The 19615-nt window shown below is 38.2% G+C and carries 19 protein-coding genes; 6 read left to right on the forward strand and 13 right to left on the reverse strand.

The features are described from left to right. Positions 1-350: 350 nt before the first annotated feature. Positions 351-2768: an ABC transporter permease gene (locus HMJ38_RS12300; protein WP_194974703.1), complete on the forward strand. Its 2418-nt coding sequence runs from the start codon at positions 351-353 to the stop codon at positions 2766-2768. Positions 2769-2950: 182 nt separating this feature from the next. Then, on the forward strand, positions 2951-3160 hold the full coding sequence (locus HMJ38_RS12305; RefSeq protein WP_194974704.1) for a hypothetical protein: 210 nt from the start codon (positions 2951-2953) through the stop codon (positions 3158-3160). A 10-nt stretch (positions 3161-3170) separates the two neighbouring features. On the opposite strand, the gene HMJ38_RS12310 is transcribed toward HMJ38_RS12305, so the two are convergent. From HMJ38_RS12310 to HMJ38_RS12315, 3 genes are all read right to left on the reverse strand, one after another. Then, a complete protein-coding gene (locus HMJ38_RS12310; protein WP_194974705.1) occupies positions 3171-4898 on the reverse strand; it encodes an FAD-dependent oxidoreductase in 1728 nt (575 codons plus the stop codon). 167 nt (positions 4899-5065) lie between these two features. Next, positions 5066-5194: a hypothetical protein gene (locus tag HMJ38_RS25530; RefSeq protein WP_262892890.1), complete on the reverse strand. Its 129-nt coding sequence runs from the start codon at positions 5192-5194 to the stop codon at positions 5066-5068. A gap of 184 nt (positions 5195-5378) precedes the next feature. Further along, entirely contained in the window at positions 5379-6425 is a 1047-nt protein-coding gene (locus HMJ38_RS12315; RefSeq protein WP_194974706.1) for a linear amide C-N hydrolase, read from the reverse strand. Positions 6426-6681: 256 nt separating this feature from the next. Between HMJ38_RS12315 and HMJ38_RS12320 the strand changes: the two genes are divergently transcribed. Then, positions 6682-7851, forward strand: coding sequence for an FG-GAP repeat domain-containing protein (locus HMJ38_RS12320; protein ID WP_194974707.1), 1170 nt, complete (start codon positions 6682-6684; stop codon positions 7849-7851). Positions 7852-8087: 236 nt separating this feature from the next. Here HMJ38_RS12320 and HMJ38_RS12325 read toward each other — a convergent pair whose 3' ends face one another. The 3 genes from HMJ38_RS12325 to HMJ38_RS12335 form a co-directional block, all read right to left on the reverse strand. Further along, entirely contained in the window at positions 8088-8699 is a 612-nt protein-coding gene (locus tag HMJ38_RS12325; protein ID WP_194974708.1) for a Uma2 family endonuclease, read from the reverse strand. An 831-nt stretch (positions 8700-9530) separates the two neighbouring features. Further along, entirely contained in the window at positions 9531-11939 is a 2409-nt protein-coding gene (locus HMJ38_RS12330; RefSeq protein WP_194974709.1) for an ABC transporter permease, read from the reverse strand. Positions 11940-12147: 208 nt separating this feature from the next. Further along, on the reverse strand, positions 12148-12414 hold the full coding sequence (locus HMJ38_RS12335) for a GIN domain-containing protein (RefSeq protein WP_194974710.1): 267 nt from the start codon (positions 12412-12414) through the stop codon (positions 12148-12150). Between the two features lie 245 nt (positions 12415-12659). Here HMJ38_RS12335 and HMJ38_RS12340 point away from each other — a divergent pair, with 245 nt between their 5' ends. The 3 genes from HMJ38_RS12340 (at position 12660) to HMJ38_RS12350 (ending at position 13910) form a co-directional block, all read left to right on the forward strand. Beyond that, on the forward strand, positions 12660-12974 hold the full coding sequence (locus HMJ38_RS12340; protein WP_194974711.1) for a nucleotidyltransferase family protein: 315 nt from the start codon (positions 12660-12662) through the stop codon (positions 12972-12974). After that, positions 12955-13296, forward strand: coding sequence for a HepT-like ribonuclease domain-containing protein (locus HMJ38_RS12345; RefSeq protein WP_194974712.1), 342 nt, complete (start codon positions 12955-12957; stop codon positions 13294-13296). The genes HMJ38_RS12340 and HMJ38_RS12345 overlap by 20 nt, the downstream gene beginning before the upstream one ends. A gap of 182 nt (positions 13297-13478) precedes the next feature. Further along, positions 13479-13910 (forward strand): hypothetical protein, encoded by a 432-nt coding sequence (locus tag HMJ38_RS12350; RefSeq protein ID WP_194974713.1) that lies wholly within the window; start codon positions 13479-13481, stop codon positions 13908-13910. Between the two features lie 124 nt (positions 13911-14034). Here HMJ38_RS12350 and HMJ38_RS12355 read toward each other — a convergent pair whose 3' ends face one another. The 7 genes from HMJ38_RS12355 to HMJ38_RS12385 all read right to left on the reverse strand — a co-directional run bounded on the left by HMJ38_RS12355 (position 14035) and on the right by HMJ38_RS12385 (position 19609). Continuing rightward, a complete protein-coding gene (locus HMJ38_RS12355) occupies positions 14035-14424 on the reverse strand; it encodes a helix-turn-helix domain-containing protein (protein WP_194974714.1) in 390 nt (129 codons plus the stop codon). A gap of 168 nt (positions 14425-14592) precedes the next feature. Then, positions 14593-15936, reverse strand: a complete 1344-nt coding sequence (locus HMJ38_RS12360) for an IS4 family transposase (protein ID WP_194974808.1) — start codon at positions 15934-15936, stop codon at positions 14593-14595. A 440-nt stretch (positions 15937-16376) separates the two neighbouring features. Further along, positions 16377-16985 carry an AbiU2 domain-containing protein gene (locus HMJ38_RS12365; RefSeq protein ID WP_194974715.1) on the reverse strand — a complete coding sequence of 203 codons (609 nt, stop codon included), beginning with the start codon at positions 16983-16985 and terminating at the stop codon, positions 16377-16379. After that, positions 16969-18072 carry a tetratricopeptide repeat protein gene (locus HMJ38_RS12370; protein ID WP_194974716.1) on the reverse strand — a complete coding sequence of 368 codons (1104 nt, stop codon included), beginning with the start codon at positions 18070-18072 and terminating at the stop codon, positions 16969-16971. The genes HMJ38_RS12365 and HMJ38_RS12370 overlap by 17 nt, the downstream gene beginning before the upstream one ends. Before the next feature lie 138 nt (positions 18073-18210). After that, positions 18211-18831 (reverse strand): hypothetical protein, encoded by a 621-nt coding sequence (locus HMJ38_RS12375; RefSeq protein ID WP_194974717.1) that lies wholly within the window; start codon positions 18829-18831, stop codon positions 18211-18213. A 1-nt stretch (position 18832) separates the two neighbouring features. Further along, entirely contained in the window at positions 18833-19402 is a 570-nt protein-coding gene (locus HMJ38_RS12380; RefSeq protein WP_194974718.1) for an SH3 domain-containing protein, read from the reverse strand. Between the two features lie 27 nt (positions 19403-19429). After that, positions 19430-19609 (reverse strand): hypothetical protein, encoded by a 180-nt coding sequence (locus HMJ38_RS12385; protein WP_194974719.1) that lies wholly within the window; start codon positions 19607-19609, stop codon positions 19430-19432. Between the last annotated feature and the right edge of the window lie 6 nt (positions 19610-19615).

Below are 19615 nucleotides of genomic sequence, written 5' to 3' on the forward strand. Positions count from 1 at the left end.
ACTTGGTTCTTGGATAAGTATTTGGAGATATTTATCAATTACTGGCTAAAGTAGATATCATAGTCCACCAAAGTGATCAGATTTTTGAGCGCAGAACCTTGTACCTGAAGCAGGCCATCCTTGATTAATAAAAATGCCTTTGGCTTAATTTACGGGCATCAGTAAGATAAGTCAAAAGATCTGATAATCCTTGATATATTATTTACCGTGGCATTTCAATTGTCCGTCTCTGTTCCAAGATTGTTCAAAAACGTTCATCAGTATTTGATATAAACCCATAAATTAGAGAGTTTGAGCTATTTTTCATATTGGCACTTCTCTTGAAAATATGTTGAAAACTCTATACTGACATGCTCAAAAATTATTTTCTTACCGCGTGGCGCATCATGGCCCGACAGAAAGGTTACACCGCCATCAATATTCTAGGATTGAGTCTCGGCATAGCAGCCAGTATTTTGATATCCATTTACATCATAGATGAATTGAGCTATGATAAATTCCAAAAAGACGGGGACCGTATTTATAGAGTATATATGCAGGGCAAGATGCAGGAGAATGCGTTTGAAGTAGCCATGACTCCCGCGCCAATGTCCCAAGCTTTGAAGGAGGAAGTTCCAGAAGTTGAAGATGCTATACGCTTTGGGCTTTTCAGAACCATGCCCATGCAGTATGAGGACAAAACTTTTACTGAGCAAAGAATAATCGTCGCTGATCCCAATTTCTTAGACTTTTTTACTTTCGAAGTTCTACAGGGCAATCCCAAAACTGCACTTGAAGGTACAGACAAGCTGGTCATAACAGCATCCGGTGCCAAGAAGTATTTTGGGGATGAAGACCCAATGGGAAAAATAATTTTAAGGGGTGCAGAAAAAAGAGCATGCCAAATCACCGCTGTGGTCACAGATCCACCTCAAAATTCCCACATGACTTTTGACATGTTGCTTTCAGGGGAAAGTTGGGAATATATGAAAAATGATCAGTGGTCAAGTTCCAATCTGTATACCTATTTCAAAGTTCATCCTGAGGCTGATGTCAGCAAAGTGCAGGAAGCTTTGGATATTTTTATCACAAAATATTTCGGTGTGGAACTGGAGAGATTTATGGGGATTTCTCTGGAACAGTTCAAGGCTGCCGGCAACAGTGCAGGGTTTTTCATTCAGCCCTTTCTTGATATCCACCTTCATTCCAACCTTCAAGAAGAAATCAAACCAACTGGAAATATCCAATATCTCTATATTTTCAGTGCAATTGCCTTGTTTATTATTTTTATCGCCTGTATCAATTTTATGAACCTGTCCACTGCACGATCTGCCAATCGTGCCAAGGAAGTTGGAGTAAGAAAATCAGTTGGTGCTATCCGTTCCCGGTTGATCGGACAATTTCTTTCAGAATCAGTGCTTTATAGCTTGATTTCCACATTTATTGCCACGATCTTGATCATCATATTACTAAGGCCTTTTAATGATCTTGCAGGAAAAAGTCTGGATTTATGGATATTCCTGAAGCCAATTGTACCCTTGGGATTGATTTTATTCGCAGTGGTGATTGGCATCATTGCCGGTTCTTACCCTGCTTTTTACCTCACCTCGTTTAATCCAGCCAATGTACTGAAGGGGAAAATCAGGAATGGAGCCAAAAGATCAACTTTCAGAAATGGCTTGGTAATATTCCAGTTTTTCATATCCATATCTCTGATTATCAGCAGCATGGTTGTCTACAAACAATTAAAATACATACAAAATAAAAATCTTGGTTTTGGAAAGGAAAATGTCATCAATTTGCTCCATACCATGTCTTTGGGCCAAAATGGCAATGCTTTCAAAGATGAGCTGATGCAATATCCGGATTTTATTGCTGCCAGCTTTGCTAACCGTCTCCCTCCAAATGTGGATTGGAACAGTGTATTTAAAACCAGTGACACGCAGCAGGACTTTTTGTGCAGTATTTATTTTGTAGACCATGATCACTTGGATGCCATGGGTTTCAAGATGGCACAGGGAAGATTTTTTTCAAAGGATTTTCTGAGTGATTCAGCCGCAGTGATCCTCAATGAAACTGCTTTCCGCCAAATGGGATGGACAGAATTGGATGGACAGAAAATCAGTGGATTTTGGGGAAACAATGATCAACCGGTAGAAAAAACCGTGATCGGTGTCATTGGTGATTTTAACTTCCAAAGCCTGCATCACAATGTGAGACCTCTCATTATTTCTTTGAGCGAAGAACCAAATTATGAAATGGCCATTAAACTCAGCTCTGGAAATGTAGCTGAAAAGTTGGCTCTTCTTGAAAGTATTTGGAAAAAACACTCCAATGGAAATCCATTTGAATACACATTTGTCGATGCAAATTTTGATGCCTTGTTCCGATCAGAACAAAAAATGGGAAATATAATCCTGATTTTTACCATTTTGGCCATCAGCATCGCTTGTCTTGGATTGTTTGGTTTAGCAGCCTTTACAACAGAACAACGGTCCAAAGAAATCAGTATCAGAAAAGCTTTGGGAGCAACTATGCCACATTTGGTGACCATTTTGAGCAAAGATTTTACATTTTTAGTACTGTTGGCTTTTATCATATCGGGACCTTTGACCTATTATGTTATGAATAAATTTTGGTTAGAGAATTTTGCATATCGGATTGATATTGATATCCTGATGATATTAGGTGCAGGCCTCATTTCTATTGCCATCGCTTGGCTAACTGTCAGCTACCAATCCTTCAAAACTGCCGCCAGCAATCCAGTGGACTATTTGAGGAATGACTAAGGAAAGGATGAAGGTAAGAACCAAGAGCCAAGAATCAAGAGCCAAAAGCAAGAGGGACTATAGATGAGACCCGAGGATGAAAGTAAGAGCCAATAAAGCATGCCCCGAGCATACCAATGACATAAATGTAAAATCCCCTCGGTAAGCTCGGGGAGCGGAGGCTTTGGTTAAATTAGGAGGGTATGGGAAAAGCGGCTTCCGTCATGCAGGATCAAGAAACAATGCTTGTCCTGAGATACTTTATCTATTCAAAGCCTGCACTGGGTTTCGAGGAATCAGGTTACTTTAACCCTGAACTAAACTTGGTACTTTGTTCGTCGTACTTGGTACTTCTTCCTTCATCCTTTATCCCTCATCCTTCCCTGTTCTCCAATCTAAAATCTAAAATCTAAAATCTTCGATCTAAAATTCCCCAACCCACTCCGTCTCCACACCCTGACTTCTGACCATTGCCTGAAATTCCCTTAAAAGCGTTTTATCCTCTCTTATGGTTTTTGGAGTAATATTTTTGGCTATTGCAAAAGGCACCAACATGCCTACAGCTTCTCCGATACTCCATTCTACGGGATGCAATCTGTAGCAACCATTGGTGATATGGGTCGTGCCGATATTCTTGTTGGCAGGAAGCAGGTTTTCCATGTTTTGGGGAATCAAGGCCCCCAAAGGAATCTGAAATGGAAGCGATGGGAAATCAATGTAGTTATCTCCTCTGGAACTTGGATGCAAATCGATATGGTAATAACCGATGCCGACACTGTCATCAAAAGTCGCTGCTTTCAATTCATCTCCCGACAAACCTGAAACCGAAGCCCTTTGCTCTTTTCCCACATGTTCTTCTAAGACAGTGAATAATGCTTTTATCCTTCTGGATTCACGGACATAGGGATATTTGGCCATCCCATCTTCGGTCCCCATCACATCATTTCTCAGCCGAAGTCCTTTCCAACCTTTGCCGCCATCAGGTCTTTCCACCTCTGTCTGCAACCAATACAGAAAAGATAAACTCAATTGTTTGCCTCCATTGAAATGCTTTTGAAATTCTGCTTCACTGACATCCACGATATTGCCGGGGATATAATCATTCTGGGGCCAATTGACCAAGCTGATATCTCCTGAATAAAGACCTGGTGTGAAATTGTTTTTGTTCAAAATCCTACGGTAAAGCCAAAGATTCAACAAATCTCCTGTGGGTAAGCCCTCAGGGTGAAATCCCAATGCCTTGGGTGACAAAGTCTGCGGATTGGAATAGTGCATGGCCAACATCTTGCCCGGCCAAGGCGGAGTCAGGTCAGGAACATAATTTTTCCAAAAATCATAATCCGCAGGCTTCGGAATGGTCCAATCCTCTCCTTTGACGTAATCCATGGCAAAACAAACCGTAAATGATTGGTTGTTTTCGGGATTTCCTTTTTCAGGGGCATGCAGTTCCCCTGTTTCAGCTTTGGACTCTGTTCCGGTGACATAAGCCGTTTTGGTCAATGGCAATAAGTCTCCAAGTTCCGTAGCGTCTACGAAATATGGCGCGGTCAACAAAATCTCTTTGCCAGAAAGCAGAGATTTCGCAGTGAGAGATTTGACCTTGGTTCCTTGATAATCTGCTGAGTTTATCTGATGGTTGAGCAGCAGTACCAATTTCCCGGTACTCTCAAAAGGGGCAAGCATGTCATGCAAAACCGCCAAAGCCACTTTGGGTTCGTGGCAAAGCCGAGACACCGACCCATCACCTGGATTCAAAAATTCATTGGCAGCAGCCGCTTCAGTTAACGGATAATTGTTTCTATAATATTCTCTGACTGCCGTTCTAAAATACCGGTAAGATTCCGGCGCCCCGTGCGTCTCAATCCAAGGATGTTCATCAGGTGGCACACCCTGTTGGGTAATCTGTCCCCCTATCCAATCCGTCTCTTCCGTCATCACCACAGAAAGCCCGTTCCGTAAAGCTGCCAATGCGGAGGCACAACCTCCAAGCCCTCCTCCGGCAATAATCACATCAGCCTGATAGCTTCTGTTATTTTCGGAGACAGAAACTTTTCGGGACAATCCTTCTTTTGCAGATAGTTGCTGAAATGTAGATAAGGCCAAGGCACCGGACCCCAATGCCAAACCGGACAGGAAGTTTCTTCTTTTCATGTGTCAAATTTTGGATTTGGCTAAATTATAAAAAATAGGTTATTAAAAGATACTTATTAAAAATTTTAATAGAAGTTATTGACCTTGATAGAATTCAATTATTCAAAAAATCGAACTGAATAAAATTGTGATTTATTTTTCAGGTTCTTGACTGGTATGGATTACATTCAAAATTCTTTTTCCAAATCTTCAACTGATACAAATTCTCCTCCTTTTATTTGTTGAATGCTTTTTTCAATAGCATCATTGTACTCTTTAAGAGACATTTGAGAAAATGGTCCTTTATCTGAAGTCAATTATTTGTTAAGAACCTCCAATGTTGACCTATCAGTTATGGAATCTATGGCCTGATGTAATTTCAATTGCAATTCACCTATACTCATGTTTTCTATATTTATTGAATTTTATAAACCCAAGTCTCAATTTAATTATTTATCCGATTGATAACAAAGTTAAATAGATCTCTCCTACCCCACGAATTCAAATCCCGGCAAATTCAAATGCCTTTGCTGTCTTAAACAGTTTATTGGTATTTCCTGCATAAGTCTCATGATTTGACACACTCAACTTTTTGACTGTAGCCTTTTCGGACAAATCAACTTTGCTGATATCTACCCAAAAAGTATTGGGTGTCAATACTGTTTCGAAATAGTAAACCAAGTTTTTTTGATCCGATACAGACCTCCATCTTGTGGATGAAATATTGGGTTCCTCCTCAGAAGAAATACCGAAAGGAACCGAACAGTTTCTGATTACCGAAAAAACCGATGCCACCGAAACCCGCATATCATCTGTTTGAGGAATGGCATCAATATAAAAAGAGGCACGTGCAAATCGGTCTGCTGCCCTATTGGTTCCCGGAAGTACGTGTAGACCCCCAATGGATTTCCAATAAGCATTCAAAGCCAACTGTTGATCGAAAACAGGTGAGTTGGTCATGACATTGTATGACCTGTCATGATGAATCAACATTTTTCCATCCACATACTCAAATATGGCATTATCACCATTGGCATCTGAAATGGATAAATGCAATGTTGCCAACCTTTCAGTGCCGGGAATATGAGCCGATACAACCTCAAAATCCCTGTTTCTCATAGCATCTACTGCCTCAGCTACCGTTGCAAAATTATCCAACATATACTGTACCCAAGCCGCTATGGAAAGCCCTTTTCCTTTACCATCATATTCAGGATAAGTTGACTCGGCCAACCAAAGCAGATTGGCCACCAAGCCTTTTTCATTCATTCCATCGGTACTGCTGATATCAAAAGCACTTGTCACTACACTACCATATTTGGAATTCCAATTTATCGAATTTGGACCCACTGCACCATTTCTGCTCATACCTCGTGGAAATAACCATATATCCGCAGGGATCTCATCCTTCCAATCCATGGACCTGGCTGTAATGACATTGCCATTTGGCCCCTGATAGACTACTCGGGTGCAGGCATTGGAGAGATGAGTTGGAGCGAATAGAGCTAGAATAAAAAAATTGACAAGACACAGATTCAGAAATTTCATGATAGACAATTTTATAATTTAAACACTAATTAGTAAAATAATAATTTATTTGAATACACTATATTAAAATAATATGATGAATCAATACAAAAATAAATTCAAAATTTCTGAATAAAATCAGTTTATTGGGATAAATTGAAATAACCCAAAAAATAAAAACCATCCATTTTTCAACTCTCTAATCCCTTGAATTACAATTCTCATCCATCCTATTCCATTTTTTTCTTATATTTATTCTGCCCCAAATTGCCAGCTTATGAACAACTTACTCTTCTTACTCTACCTTTTATTGTCTCTCAACCCCAAGGAACCCAAATTCGATATGCAAGAGATCGATGGCAATGTTGCCATTGGTTATGGCCTGGCCATTGGTGATGTGGATGGAGATGGGAAGCCTGATATTCTTTTGGTGGACAAAACGGAAATTGTTTGGTATAGAAATGGAGACTGGAAGCGATTTGTGATGGTGGAAAACCTGACTGAGTTTGACAATGTATGTATCGCAGCAAGGGACATCAATGGAGATGGAAAAGTGGAAGTGGCAGTCGGTGCCCAATGGAATCCGGGTGAGACTTCTGACGCTGAAAAATCCGGCTCGGTGCATTACCTGATCCGCCCCGAAGACCCTACCCGAAAATGGACTCCTGTCCAACTCCACCACGAACCCACAGTCCACCGCATGCGCTGGGCAAAAACCTCGGAAAATAATTACCAACTGGTCGTCCTACCCCTCCATGGCCGTGGCAACAAAATGGGACAAGGTGCAGGAGTGAGGGTTTTGGCTTATCAGCCTCCAAATGATCCAAGGGAAGAATGGACCACCCAACTGATAGATGCTTCCATGCACCTCACCCATAATCTGGATATTGTAGAATTGGAGGATGGTTCAGGAGAATCGATTTTGGTCGGAGGAAGAGAAGGTGTTAAGGTTTTTTCTTTCAAGGAGGGGAAATGGACTAACTATTCCGATGTAGAACGCATTGTGGAAGACCATGCGGTCGGAGAACTCAGACTACAACTTTTACCATTCGGTTTTAAGGCATTAGCTACTGTAGAGCCTATGCATGGAAATATGGTTGCTGTTTATGAAGTAAAGAATTTTGACAATGAAAGCCCAATAAGAAGAGAACTGGACAACACTTTGAAAGATGGTCATGCCATAGGCTGGGGGGATTTTTTGGGAAATGGTGTCAATCAGGTTGTAGCTGGATGGCGGGTAGCCAACGATGACGGGGATTTTGGGATCAAAATATATACGCCAAAAAACGGCTCTTTCGCAGATTTTGAGGAATACTGGCTGGACAAAAACGGAATGGCCTGTGAGGACCTTCAGATAGCTGATCTCAACGGTGATGGAAAACCTGATATCATTGCTTCGGGAAGATCCACCAATAACCTGAGGATTTATTGGAATAAATCTGATTGAAATAGAAGGATCGTGGAGATCCTTTGAGTAAATTATTTCTCACAGATTACTCCGATTTTCACAGATAGAAAAAAAATATCTGTGGATTTCTGTGGCATCTGTGAGACAATATCTAAGCAACCTAATGGGGAATTTATTCATCGATATATTAATACTGATCCAATACGATGTCGATAAAAACCCAAACTGAAACAACCGACCGAATGATCCGCCTGATTGTGGAACATACCCTTATGTTATTTGATTTCAGCAAAAAACACCTCCAAATCCAATTCAAATCCTAGAATTACTGAAGATTTTGCGGTATCCCCTGAAGTCATCAATCGCGAGGGTTGGTACTTTCCTTGAATTAGCGTGTATATCAAGAGGGTATGTCCCTCAGGATCCATCAGCCAATATTCCTTTACTCCCGATTCTTCGTAAACCTCATATTTTTTTTGGAGTTCAAGTTGCTTATTGCCCGGTGACAATACTTCCACTACCAGATCAGGTGCACCAATACAGCCCCTATCGTCCAACTTTTCCATGTCGCAAACCACACATATATCAGGTTGGACGACAGTAACAATTTCCTCGTCTTTCTTTGATTTAATCGGAAGCCTGACATCAAAAGGAGCAATATAGGCCTGGCATTTTTTGCCTTTCAAAAACAGGTTAAATTCAGTGTACAAATTTCCTGCTAACCATTGGTGGATCCTTCTTGGAGCAGCAGCAGCTTTTTTAAAGACTTTTCCTTTGATCAATTCGACCATTTCATCCATATTCCAAGTCAGGTAATCTGCATAAGTGTAATTCCCATAACTTATATCAGGTTCCTTTAACAAAAATTTATCTTCTTCCCTTTCCATCCCACAATTTAACAATTTCCACAAAACAAAGAAAAGACATAAAGCTTGTTATTATAAACCTAAACAATACCTTTTGGTTACATTCTTTTTTTCCAAATCACCTTCTTTTCATATCCCACCTAGCTCTCGCATCGCGTCTCTCTGTTCTTTGTCTTGATTCTTGATTCTTGGTTCTTGGTTCTAGCATCTCGGCTCTCCTTTTTATTTCTTGATTTTTGTACCTAGCATCTAGCCTCTCAATAGATGTCTCCTGCCGTCGACATGACAAGGACAAGCCTTTTCGAATAGTTATTGCATTAAAATTATCAAAACATCATTAGTCTCTTTATTCTTGGCTCTTGCTTCTTGATTCTTGGTTCTAGCATCTCGGCTCTAGCATCTCGGCTCTCGTTTCTATTTCTTGATTTTTGTGCCGAGCATCTAGCCTCTCAATAGATGTCTCCTGCCGTCGACATGACAAGGACAAGCCTTTTCGAATAGTTATTGCATTAAAATTATCAAAACATCATTAGTCTCTTTATTCTTGGCTCTTGCTTCTTGATTCTTGGTTCTAGCATCTCGGCTCTAGCATCTCGGCTCTCGTTTCTATTTCTTGATTTTTGTGCCGAGCATCTAGCCTCTCAATAGATGTCTCCTGCCGTCGACATGACAAGGACAAGCCTTTTCGAATAGTTATTGCATTAAAATTATCAAAACATCAATAGTGTCTTTATTCTTGGCTATCGCGTCTCGGCTCTCGCTTCTTTTTTCTTGGTTCTTGTTTCTTGGTTCTTGCTTCTTGGTTCTTGCTTCTAGTCTCTCGCATCTCTTCTCTCGCTTCCCAAATCTCCCCTACTCGCTCTTCAGACTATCAACCGGATTCGCCAAAGCTGCTTTGACCGCCTGAAAACTCACCGTCCCATAGGCAATCAAAACGGCCACCAATCCGGAAATCACAAAGACCCAGATGCTGAGGTCAATTTTGTAAGCAAAATTCTCCAACCATTTTTCAGCAGCAAAATAGCCCAAAGGTGCTGCAATCAGGATGGCCACTAGCACCAATACCAGAAATTCCTTTGACACCAAAGTGGTGATGTTCCAGGTGGTGGCACCCAAAACTTTCCTGATACCGATTTCCTTGGTCTTTTGCTCTGCTGTAAATGCTGCCAATCCAAACAATCCGATACAGGAAATCAAAATGGCAATAAAGGTGAAATATAGGATGATGGTGGAAGTTCTTTTTTCGGATTCATAGTTTCTCATAAAATCCTGATCCAAAAAGGAATAGGCAAAAGGAGTGGCAGGATTGACGGATTTCCAGGTTTGTTCCACCATCGAAATCATTTCAACTATCCTATCAGTATCCACCTTGGCTACAAGAAAAGGAGGCTGACCAGTATAAGGGAAAGCCAATGGCTTGATGTTTTTGTGAAGGCTCTCAAAGTGGAAATCTCTGACTACGCCGATGATTTCCCATGTAATCACTTCTCCACGCCAATCCATGTTAAGGTTTTTTCCGATAGCCTCTTCTACCTCAAACCCATACGCTTTTGCAGCAGTCTCATTGATCAGCAATCTCCGGCTGTTTTCTGTAAATTCTTCTGTATATCCCCTTCCTGCAAGGATTTCGAGGTCAAGCACTTCGAAGAAATCATTGGAAACACGGTTGATATACACATCCACGACATCATCCACGGTTTTTCCCTCAGGATACAGTAACCAATCCTGCAGAACTTTTAGTCCGGGATAAGACGAACCCCCACTGACCACTCTGATGCCTTGCTGATTCTCGAGTTGAGTTTTCAAAACAGTAAAATTGGCCATTGCTTCCTCACTTTGAAGTGGTAAGATCAATTGTTGCTCCTTGTCAAAACCAAGGTTACTGTCCACCAAAAAATTCATCTGTCCTTGTATTATAAATGCCATGGCAATCAGGGCAATAGAAATCACAAATTGAAAAACCACCAAACCCTTTCTGATGGATATTGCCGCAAAACCATTTCCCTTAATTCCCTTCAAGATGGCAACAGGCCGGAAACCTGATAAATAAAAAGCAGGGTAAATCCCCGCCATTATTCCCGTCAACAGGGCAAGTCCCAAAATAATGGGAAACAAAAGCGGGTTATCGAACAAACCAAGGGATTTCTCAGCCACATTATTGAACATGGGAAGCAGCAATTGCAACAGCAGAAAAGCCAACATCAAAGAGATGATACTCATGAGAATGGATTCCCCCATAAACTGTTTGACAAGTTCACTTTTAGCTGCCCCAATTACTTTTCGTACACCAACTTCCTTGGCGCGCTTTTCAGACCTAGCCGTAGAAAGGTTCATGAAATTGATACAGGCTATCAACAGCACAAAAAAACCAATGGAGCCAAATACAAAAAGATTTCTGTAGTTGCCGTTGGTATCAATCTCATAACCAAGATCTGATTTGAGGTAAATATCCCTTACCGGCTGCAAAAACAAGGAAAGGGCAACACCTACCGAAGCAGATTCTTCAAGTTTGTTTTGGTAAAAATCCTGTAACTTGGATTCCATCTCAACCATCGTTTTGCCTTCCTGCATCCTGAAATAGGTATGGAACATGTTGTTGTTTGGCCAGGAAGTTTCGCTGCTTACCCAATTCCCGATATCTGAATTGATAATGGAAAGGAAGAAATTTGCCCTGATATGTGATTTGGGGGAATCAGCAAAAACCCCTTTGACCGTATAGTCAAAATTTCCTTCCGGCAAACCAATGGTGATGACTTCATTGATGGGGTTTTGTTCCCCAAAGATTTTTACTGCCAAGGTCTCGGAAAGGACCATGGTGTTGTTTTCCGAAAGGGCTGTTTTTGGATTTCCGGAAACAAACTCATAGGTCAGTACATCAAAAAATGTCGAATCCACATAATAGCCATTTGTTTCATTGAAAACCTTTAGTTCCCCTCCGGCTTCGTAGTTGAGTATCATGGATTCCAGCATGGGATATTTCAGTAACCTTGCAGATTGCAATACTTCAGGAAACGCTGACTTTATGGAAAATGCCATTGGTGCAGGGGAAGCTGCTGAATTACCTTCCGGAAAGTTGATGGCGACCCTATATAGATTATCCAAATCATCATGATGCTTGTCATAACTACTTTCATCCCATATATACAAAAGCAATAGAATACAGGTCGCCAATCCCACTCCAAGACCAAGTACATTGATCACGGAAATTGAAAGGTTCTTCCTAAAACTTCTAAGGGCGGTTTTGAAGATGTTCTTTAGCATCAAGGTTTCTGGTTTTTTCCAAATAACTTATACTACTTCCATGCCAATGCAATACCTGTCAAAATCCTTGAATAGGGTTATCTTCTCCTAATCCTAGTCTTGATTAGCGGACAATATCGTCCGTTGACGGGCAAATTTAATTGCTGAACTTTGTTTCCATGCCCATTGGATCCTCTTTTATCTTTTTGACTTTCGACATTGAACTGAATCACCTCTTGATCACTTTTGCGGAACCTGTTGATGAAATGTTTCTATTCCCCGGGTTTCCTGCATAATATACATTGCCCGAACCTGTAGCCCTGACATTCAGGCTTTCCACGGCACCGATCTGTGTTTGGCCGGAACCGGTCTTTTTGATGGTGGCTTCTTCTACTGAAACTTCCTCACCCTTGAAATCACCTAAATCTGTCTGGGATAAAGAAAAAGGGATAAGGAAAGGATGATGGATTTTAAATTGTTCATGGCTGGAAAGCAAAATTTGAGTTTTAAATAATATTGGTTCGAACTGACGATTCCACAGATTGTGCCAATGGGAAAAAGGGTCATAATACCTTAAATTTGAACATTTAATAAGATTTCGATGTCCGTCAAGGGCTGATATTGTTCGATGACGGACATAATCAGAATAAAAACATTGTTCGTTTCAATACCTTTGTATTAAAGAACAATTTGTAATAATTAGCAAAAGATAAAGGTCAGCTATTTTATTTATATTTGATCATGAAACCTATACTTGATAAAAATTTAATTTTAAATACGTTGCAATCCCATAAAGAGGAACTAAAAGGGTTTGGGGTAAATAGAATTGGTCTATTTGGTTCTTATTTTAATAATATGTCACATCCCAACAGCGATATCGACTTATTAGTTGAATTAAGAATAGAGAAAAAAACTTTTAAAAATTTCATGGCTTTAAACTATTTCCTTGAGAACTTATTCCAGAAGAAAGTGGATTTACTGACAGAAAAGTCACTAAGCCCACATATCGGACCTCATATATTAAATTCTGTTGAATATGTATCATTTACCAATTGAATTGCTAAAACATATTTTGGACGAATGTGAGTACCTTGAAATTGAGTATAAAAGTAATTCCTTTGATGAATTTGTGAACAGTCAAAGATTATCTAGGGCAATATGCAGAAGCCTTGAAATTATTGGTGAGGCAAGCAATAAGGTTGATCAAAGTTTTAAAGCAAAATATCCCGATATTCCATGGCGCGAGATGGGGGACATCAGGAATAAAATCATTCATGATTACTTTGGAATTGATTTCGATATTATTTGGGATGTCATCAAAACTGATATCCCTCAGTTAAAAATGGATATCGTAAAAATTATTGAAAAAAATTCTTGATATCCGTAACGAACCTCTCCACTTTCAGACATTTTATATTTAAACTTCATTAATTTTGATTTAGTCAAGGTTTTTATTCAAACCCCATGGGATTGCATGTTTGGAGTACTCAAATAAAAAAATCCCCCCCACAACACTTCCATAAACCTTACCGTCCTGTACAAGAATCTAAACCATGAAGTATGAATTTTAAACCAACATCCAACCTATTGCTGATTTTCACCCTTGTTCTTTTTGCAAGTTGTAATGAAAATGCTGAACCCACTATTTTGTCACAAGGATTAGAAGGTACTTATTCAGGAACTTTCCAGAGGTTTTCCGGAGAAACAGCAGGTGAAATCGCTTTGGTGGAATTGAATTTTGAAAATGGGAATTGGGAAGGAACATCCAGCATCCAAAAATATCCCGCTTTGTGCAATGGCACTTACAAAATAGAAAACCAAGAAATCACCTTTACCAATGCCTGCTTTTGGACAGCAGAATTTGATTGGACATTGATATTATCCGGGACATACAAAATTGAACAAAGCCAAAACACTTTGAGGTTTGAAAGAATCCTTGGCACAGGTGAAAATCAGATCCGGGATGTTTATGTTTTTTCGATAGCGCAATAATTAAAAAAAGAACTCAGACCAAGTACCAATCCGGAAAGGTTGATAATGGTGAAAAGCCTCATTTTAGAAAGACTTATCTTTGTTTTTGACTTACTGATATCTGAAAATAAATTATTATGTACACTTACACGTGGGTCAGCAAAAACTCAGCATCAATGTTCAATTTTTCATGAGCTGCCTTTAAAAAAGAAACATCAGGCTCCCGTTTTCCACTCAATATCTGGGAAAGTTTAGGTGCACCAATGCCCATTACTTCAGCTAGGTTTGCTTGGGAGAGCCCAAGCTCAGCCATTTTATATTCTATAGCCTGCCTCAAGGTATTAGGTTTAATAGGCATCAGTTTCAATGTATTGTCTTCGTAAGCCTCGGCAAGTTCAGAAAGGGTGGACAACATCATTGCCTCCTCTTTTGCCAATTCATGGAAACCACCTAAAGCAGTTGCTTTTTCCAGAAGCGACTCTATTGTTTTCATTACTGCCTTGTATTCTTTTTCTGTACGTATTTTAGTTAACATCCCGAATCAACTTAGATAATTTTAAAATTAGAAATTAAATTTCAATTTTTGAAATTAGTTTTTAACAAAAATATTCAATTTGTGAATGCATCGGGATTATGAGCATCTCCCATAACTAAAAGTAATTCTTGAATACTGGAATTACTCCCGACCACTGTACCATAGCCGTCAAGCTAAGAAGATATTTAAAATTTCAAGATTGTTGTTCTTCTTTTTTTTGGTTTCAGATTGACATTTTTTTCTAGCAATTTCAAATAGGTTCCCCAGCCATAATTCAAGGTTTTCACCGTAAAATATGACCATTCTTAATTTTTGCGACAGTCTCATTACCACTTTGAAGAATTTCCATTCGCAGAGTTTAATTGGTTTTTTCCCGTTGTAATCTGGAATTTCCATTGCTGCCAAAAACCTGCGGTTTATCATTATCCAGATCATTTTTGCAATTATCTGGCATTTGAATCTTTGGATTCTTACAGGCTTGACCCTGTTGAGTCTCATCTGTGATTTCCATGTTTTGAATATCAGCTCAATCTGCCATCTCAGACTGTAAGCTTTCCTTACTTGTTCGGTGTTTGCCCACTTTTTGGGTATATTGGTGATAATCATGGTGAGTCTTGTTTTGGCCCTGTAATCATCCGACAGGGAATATCCCTTGCTCCTTGCTGCCCTTTCCGCCTTTCTTATCCTTTCCTTGTACGTTTCCTCTCTGACCTTTTCCAATACAAGTCGTGAAGGCAACAGTTTTTTGCCTTTTTCTATCAATACATCAATTTCCACACATGTGATACGGCTCTTGCTCATTTGCTTTTCGATATCCACAAAGTCCAAAGGTTTCTTTGCTGCATCTAAAACGGTCCATTTTGTATTAAGCCTGTTTACATAATAGGATTTACTTTCATGGATCCGGTCAATATATTCCTGACTTACGTATCCCAAATCCCTTATATATAGACAGTTTTGCTCTATTCTGTCCAGAGTTTCTTTGGAGTCTTTTTGGTCATTTCTGTTGGCAGGAGTTATGTTCAGATCAGCAACCCCTCCTCCTATCAGGTCATATTCGAACTGAATACTTATCTGTGAATCAATCCCATGACCTCCATGACCCTTAAAATCCTCCCTGAACTGCCATGGAAGTTTAAACCTTGTAGAATCTTTGATCATTATTTTATCAAACCTGTAGGCATTTTCGGAAGGAAAGACAGTATTTGCTTTTTTGCTCAGCTGCTGTTGAAGGACTGCGGAGATATACTCGACAGCAGAATCATTGAAGCGCTCCTGTAAAGCCTGTTTAGAAATATGCTTTCCATAATATTCTGAAAAATCAAAGGCTATGTCCTCCAGGCTTTGAAGCTTTGTGTCACGTTCCGAAAAAAGAAGGAGTTCAAGAAACCTTTTTCCATCCAGAACAGATTTCCTGCGTACGAACTGATGGCTTCGGGCAAGTCCATTTAAGGAATCCCCATCAAAAGATTGTTCGAAAAAAGATTTGAATTTATCAAGATATTTATTGATAAATTGTTGATTTTCAGCTTTGTTCTTTTCTAAAAAATACTTAAATTAAAGAAAATAAGGCAGGATAAACACAACCGTTCTTTGAACACCTGCCTTTTTAGTACAATATAATCTCATATAATTATGGAAAAGAACACTAAGCATTCCAAGGGAATGCTACCCTCTTTTCAACTTCGGCCAAAACCAGAACTTTTTCTTAGCTTGACGGCTATGGACCACTGTACGGGATCCAAAAATAAGGAGATGTAGATGCGATCTACACCTAGCTCCTTCTCCAATCTTAACCCAGATGGGGGCGATTACCTGTCCAACCGAAATGAAAGCTGATTCGGAGAACAAACCTTGCGGTTACCACTGTCCGCCCATGTTTTCTAAGGTGCTATTACAAGCCGTATTTAGTCTGTGATTCAACTATGCTTTGTTCTGTAGTGTCCTTAAACTTATTCCTTTTTACTTAATCCCCTTTGCATTATTCTCACTACGTCTTTCATTGTTAAGTTATTAATCCCTCTTGAGAAATCAGTGCTTATGCCATACATAAAACCTCTTAAATTGTTATAGGAAAACGAAGCTAAATCAATAATTGATTTCACTTCTTCAATTGTCGGGAAGTCAATTTTTCTTTCAATGTCAGTGTGGGCATATACTTTATTTCTAACATTTATTATTTTATTAATTGCCACTTGATTTAACTTAATTTTAGTTCTAATTTGATTTGCCTTTTCTACAAAGTCAGCGTAAGAAAGAGGGTTTGAACATTTGCTTTGTAGTAAAATAAACTCAAATTCTTCTTTGTAGTCGCCTTTTATTATTTTGTTACAAAATGTAATGATGTTTCTCTTTTGTGTTCTAGGCTTACATTCAAATATTTTTGAGAGCTGAATTGTAAGCATAAACCATTGTTGATATTGAAAAAAAACGAAAAAATCCTCATTAAGAAATTTTGTTTCAGCATTTAATTCTTTGATTACTGACAAATGCTTATATGTGATGAAGGAGTCTTGAATAAGTTTGCTCAAATCATCAAACCATTTATTTAGTTCTTGCATTGCAATATTTAATTTTATTAAATAAGTCCAGGTAAGTGTCATTGTTGGGTTCAATGTCTAAAGCCTTAATTATGTGTTCTTTAGCCAAATCACATTTCCCTAAATCAAAACAACATAGCGAGTATGAATAATATAAACTTCCCTGAAGATAATTTTCCATTTTCTTTTCACTTATTGATTTTTCAAAATGTTCAAGTGCTTCCAAATTTTTACCTTCTGCTTGTTTAAGAATGCCATACATATACCATGCAAAAGTATTTTTATCATTTATTTCAATAGATTTCCTAATGTATTCTTCTGCCTCTTCAAATTTTTTAAGTGTGATATATTCACCAGCCAAATTTGTATAGAACAAGAACTTATCCTTATTGTTTTGACAAAAAGCAAGCCCCCTTTCATAATTCTGTATAGATAGGTCTAAATTATTAATGCTCGAATAATATATAGCTAATGTATTATAATTCAGGAAATTATCTTCCTCTAATGTAACAGCATATCTTGCATTTTTAACAACTCCATTTTCCCACTCATTATATTTTAGTGATTGGTCTCTGAAAAAAGCTATAGCTAGAAAATTATACGCTCTCCCAGAAAATGGATCTAGTTCAATAATTTTTTCAAGAGTTTTACGTGCTTCTGAATAATTGCCATCGATAAACTTTTTTTCTGCAAAAGAAAATAGGGAACTAGTCCATACCACTTTCCATTTGGCATTTTCATTGATTAGTGAAAAGTAAAAACGACTATATACAGTGTCTTTTTTGAAAATCTCCTTTTCTTCAACTTTAAATCGTCTATAAGATGGATTGACTACATCTACAGGGTAGTTGTAAACCTTACTTTCCAAACGAGTTGTTTCATTTAATATACTGTCAGGATTATCCATAGTTTTAACAAACTCGTCTTTTGTTACGAATTCTTTTGATTTACTTGAAAGAAATTCATCATATAATTTTTCGTTTTTATTTTCCTTTGTTAAAGTTCGAAATGATTTTATGACTTCTTCTGGATTTGAAAAGTCTGTTCTTTTGCAAGAAAGGAAAGTGGACAGTACTATAATGCTAATTCTTAATGTAATTTTATTCATAATCGTGTCTTATTAAAATGGCCTGTAAGGTGTCGCAGCTAAGATACGTAGGCATTTCGAAGCAATTACCAGTCTACCGAAATTAACGCTGCTACGGAGAACCAAGCTTGCCTTTACCAATGTCTGCCCCATATTTTCTTAGGTGCTGTTAGCACCTGAATTTTTTGTTCCAATTAGCTTTTGAAATTCATCTTTTAACTGATTCTTTACTTGAAGTATATTCTCGTTTAAAAGCATATTAATATATTTCCTTAATTCACTCTTTTCTCTTACAAGTGATTTATCTATTGAAATCAATGTTTTATTTTCTCCATAACTCTCAAATATTCCCAACTGATTAATTAATTCATTGAAGTTTATCATTTGATTATAGAAAATTTTGGATGTTTCGTCAGAGAAATATATTTCGTTCTTATGAAAAAATATATTCAACGAATAAATATCTTCTGCAATTTCTTCCATAATATTCTCTTCTTTATTCTGAATTGCTTTTTTTGCTTTGATTTCAATTTCTATTAGCTTTCCATAAACATCTTTGATAACATAAGCTCTATCTTTGTGTAAGTCAGAAAATTTCACTTGATGTTCAAAATCAATTCTTCTTAACTTATACTCAAACTCCTTTAATTGGCCTTGTAACTTGTTTTTATAAGTTTCTAAGCCTGTTGTAAAGAATTTTTCAATAAGTAGCTTTACCATCCAGACTGTAAAACCAAAAACAGATGAAAGCGATATATATTTTACTATTTCAATCCACATTTTAATCGGCTTTAATAAAATCTTGATGTATATACCCTTCTTTCCAGTTTGCTCTTACTTTTACCCACTCTCCTTTTCTTTCAATCAAAAATATTTCAGTATCCTTATCTAAGGATTTGAGAATATCGTGATTTGTACCAGGACCAGCTCTTAAGTTCACCTTTGAACTTGTTTTCCCTTCTTTGTATTTACTTAGGTCATCCCGTTTGAAAATACAACCTTGGTAAGTTATTGTATTATTATCAACTAACTCAAAAAGACCAACCCCGCCTTTATTAAACATATTTGAATTGATATAAATAATACCATTCTCTATATGATAATCAACTTTCATGTCTTGTTTTACGCCAAAAAAAGACATTGAATAATAACATTTTCCATTTTTAAATGTGATAACACCAATACTTGAGCAGGCTATTTCCTTGCCAAGTTCAACTCCCCATCCAAAAAGACTTTCATCTTTCTTTTTCTCTTTAGGAACTTCGGTATAAATAAACGTTCCTTCCAGTTTATTGTAATTACAAGATGAAAGGAAAATGCAGATGACTAAAAGTAAAATTGTTGATTTCATGGTTCTTTAATTTTAGTTCAACGGTTCTCAGCTATACGCAGGCAGGGTTTTAACCACTGAACTTCCTACGAAGAACTGAACTTTAAATTTACCACTTGCCTGTCCTACGAAGCACGAAACCCCTGCTTGCGTATAGGTGATGTTATCGCTTCGGTGTTCTCTTTCGTCCAGTTGATTGTCTTTTAGGGCTAGCGAAGGGGCAGGCACACTCTT

The organism is Aquiflexum lacus, from assembly GCF_015476655.1.
Taxonomy (GTDB): domain Bacteria; phylum Bacteroidota; class Bacteroidia; order Cytophagales; family Cyclobacteriaceae; genus Aquiflexum; species Aquiflexum lacus.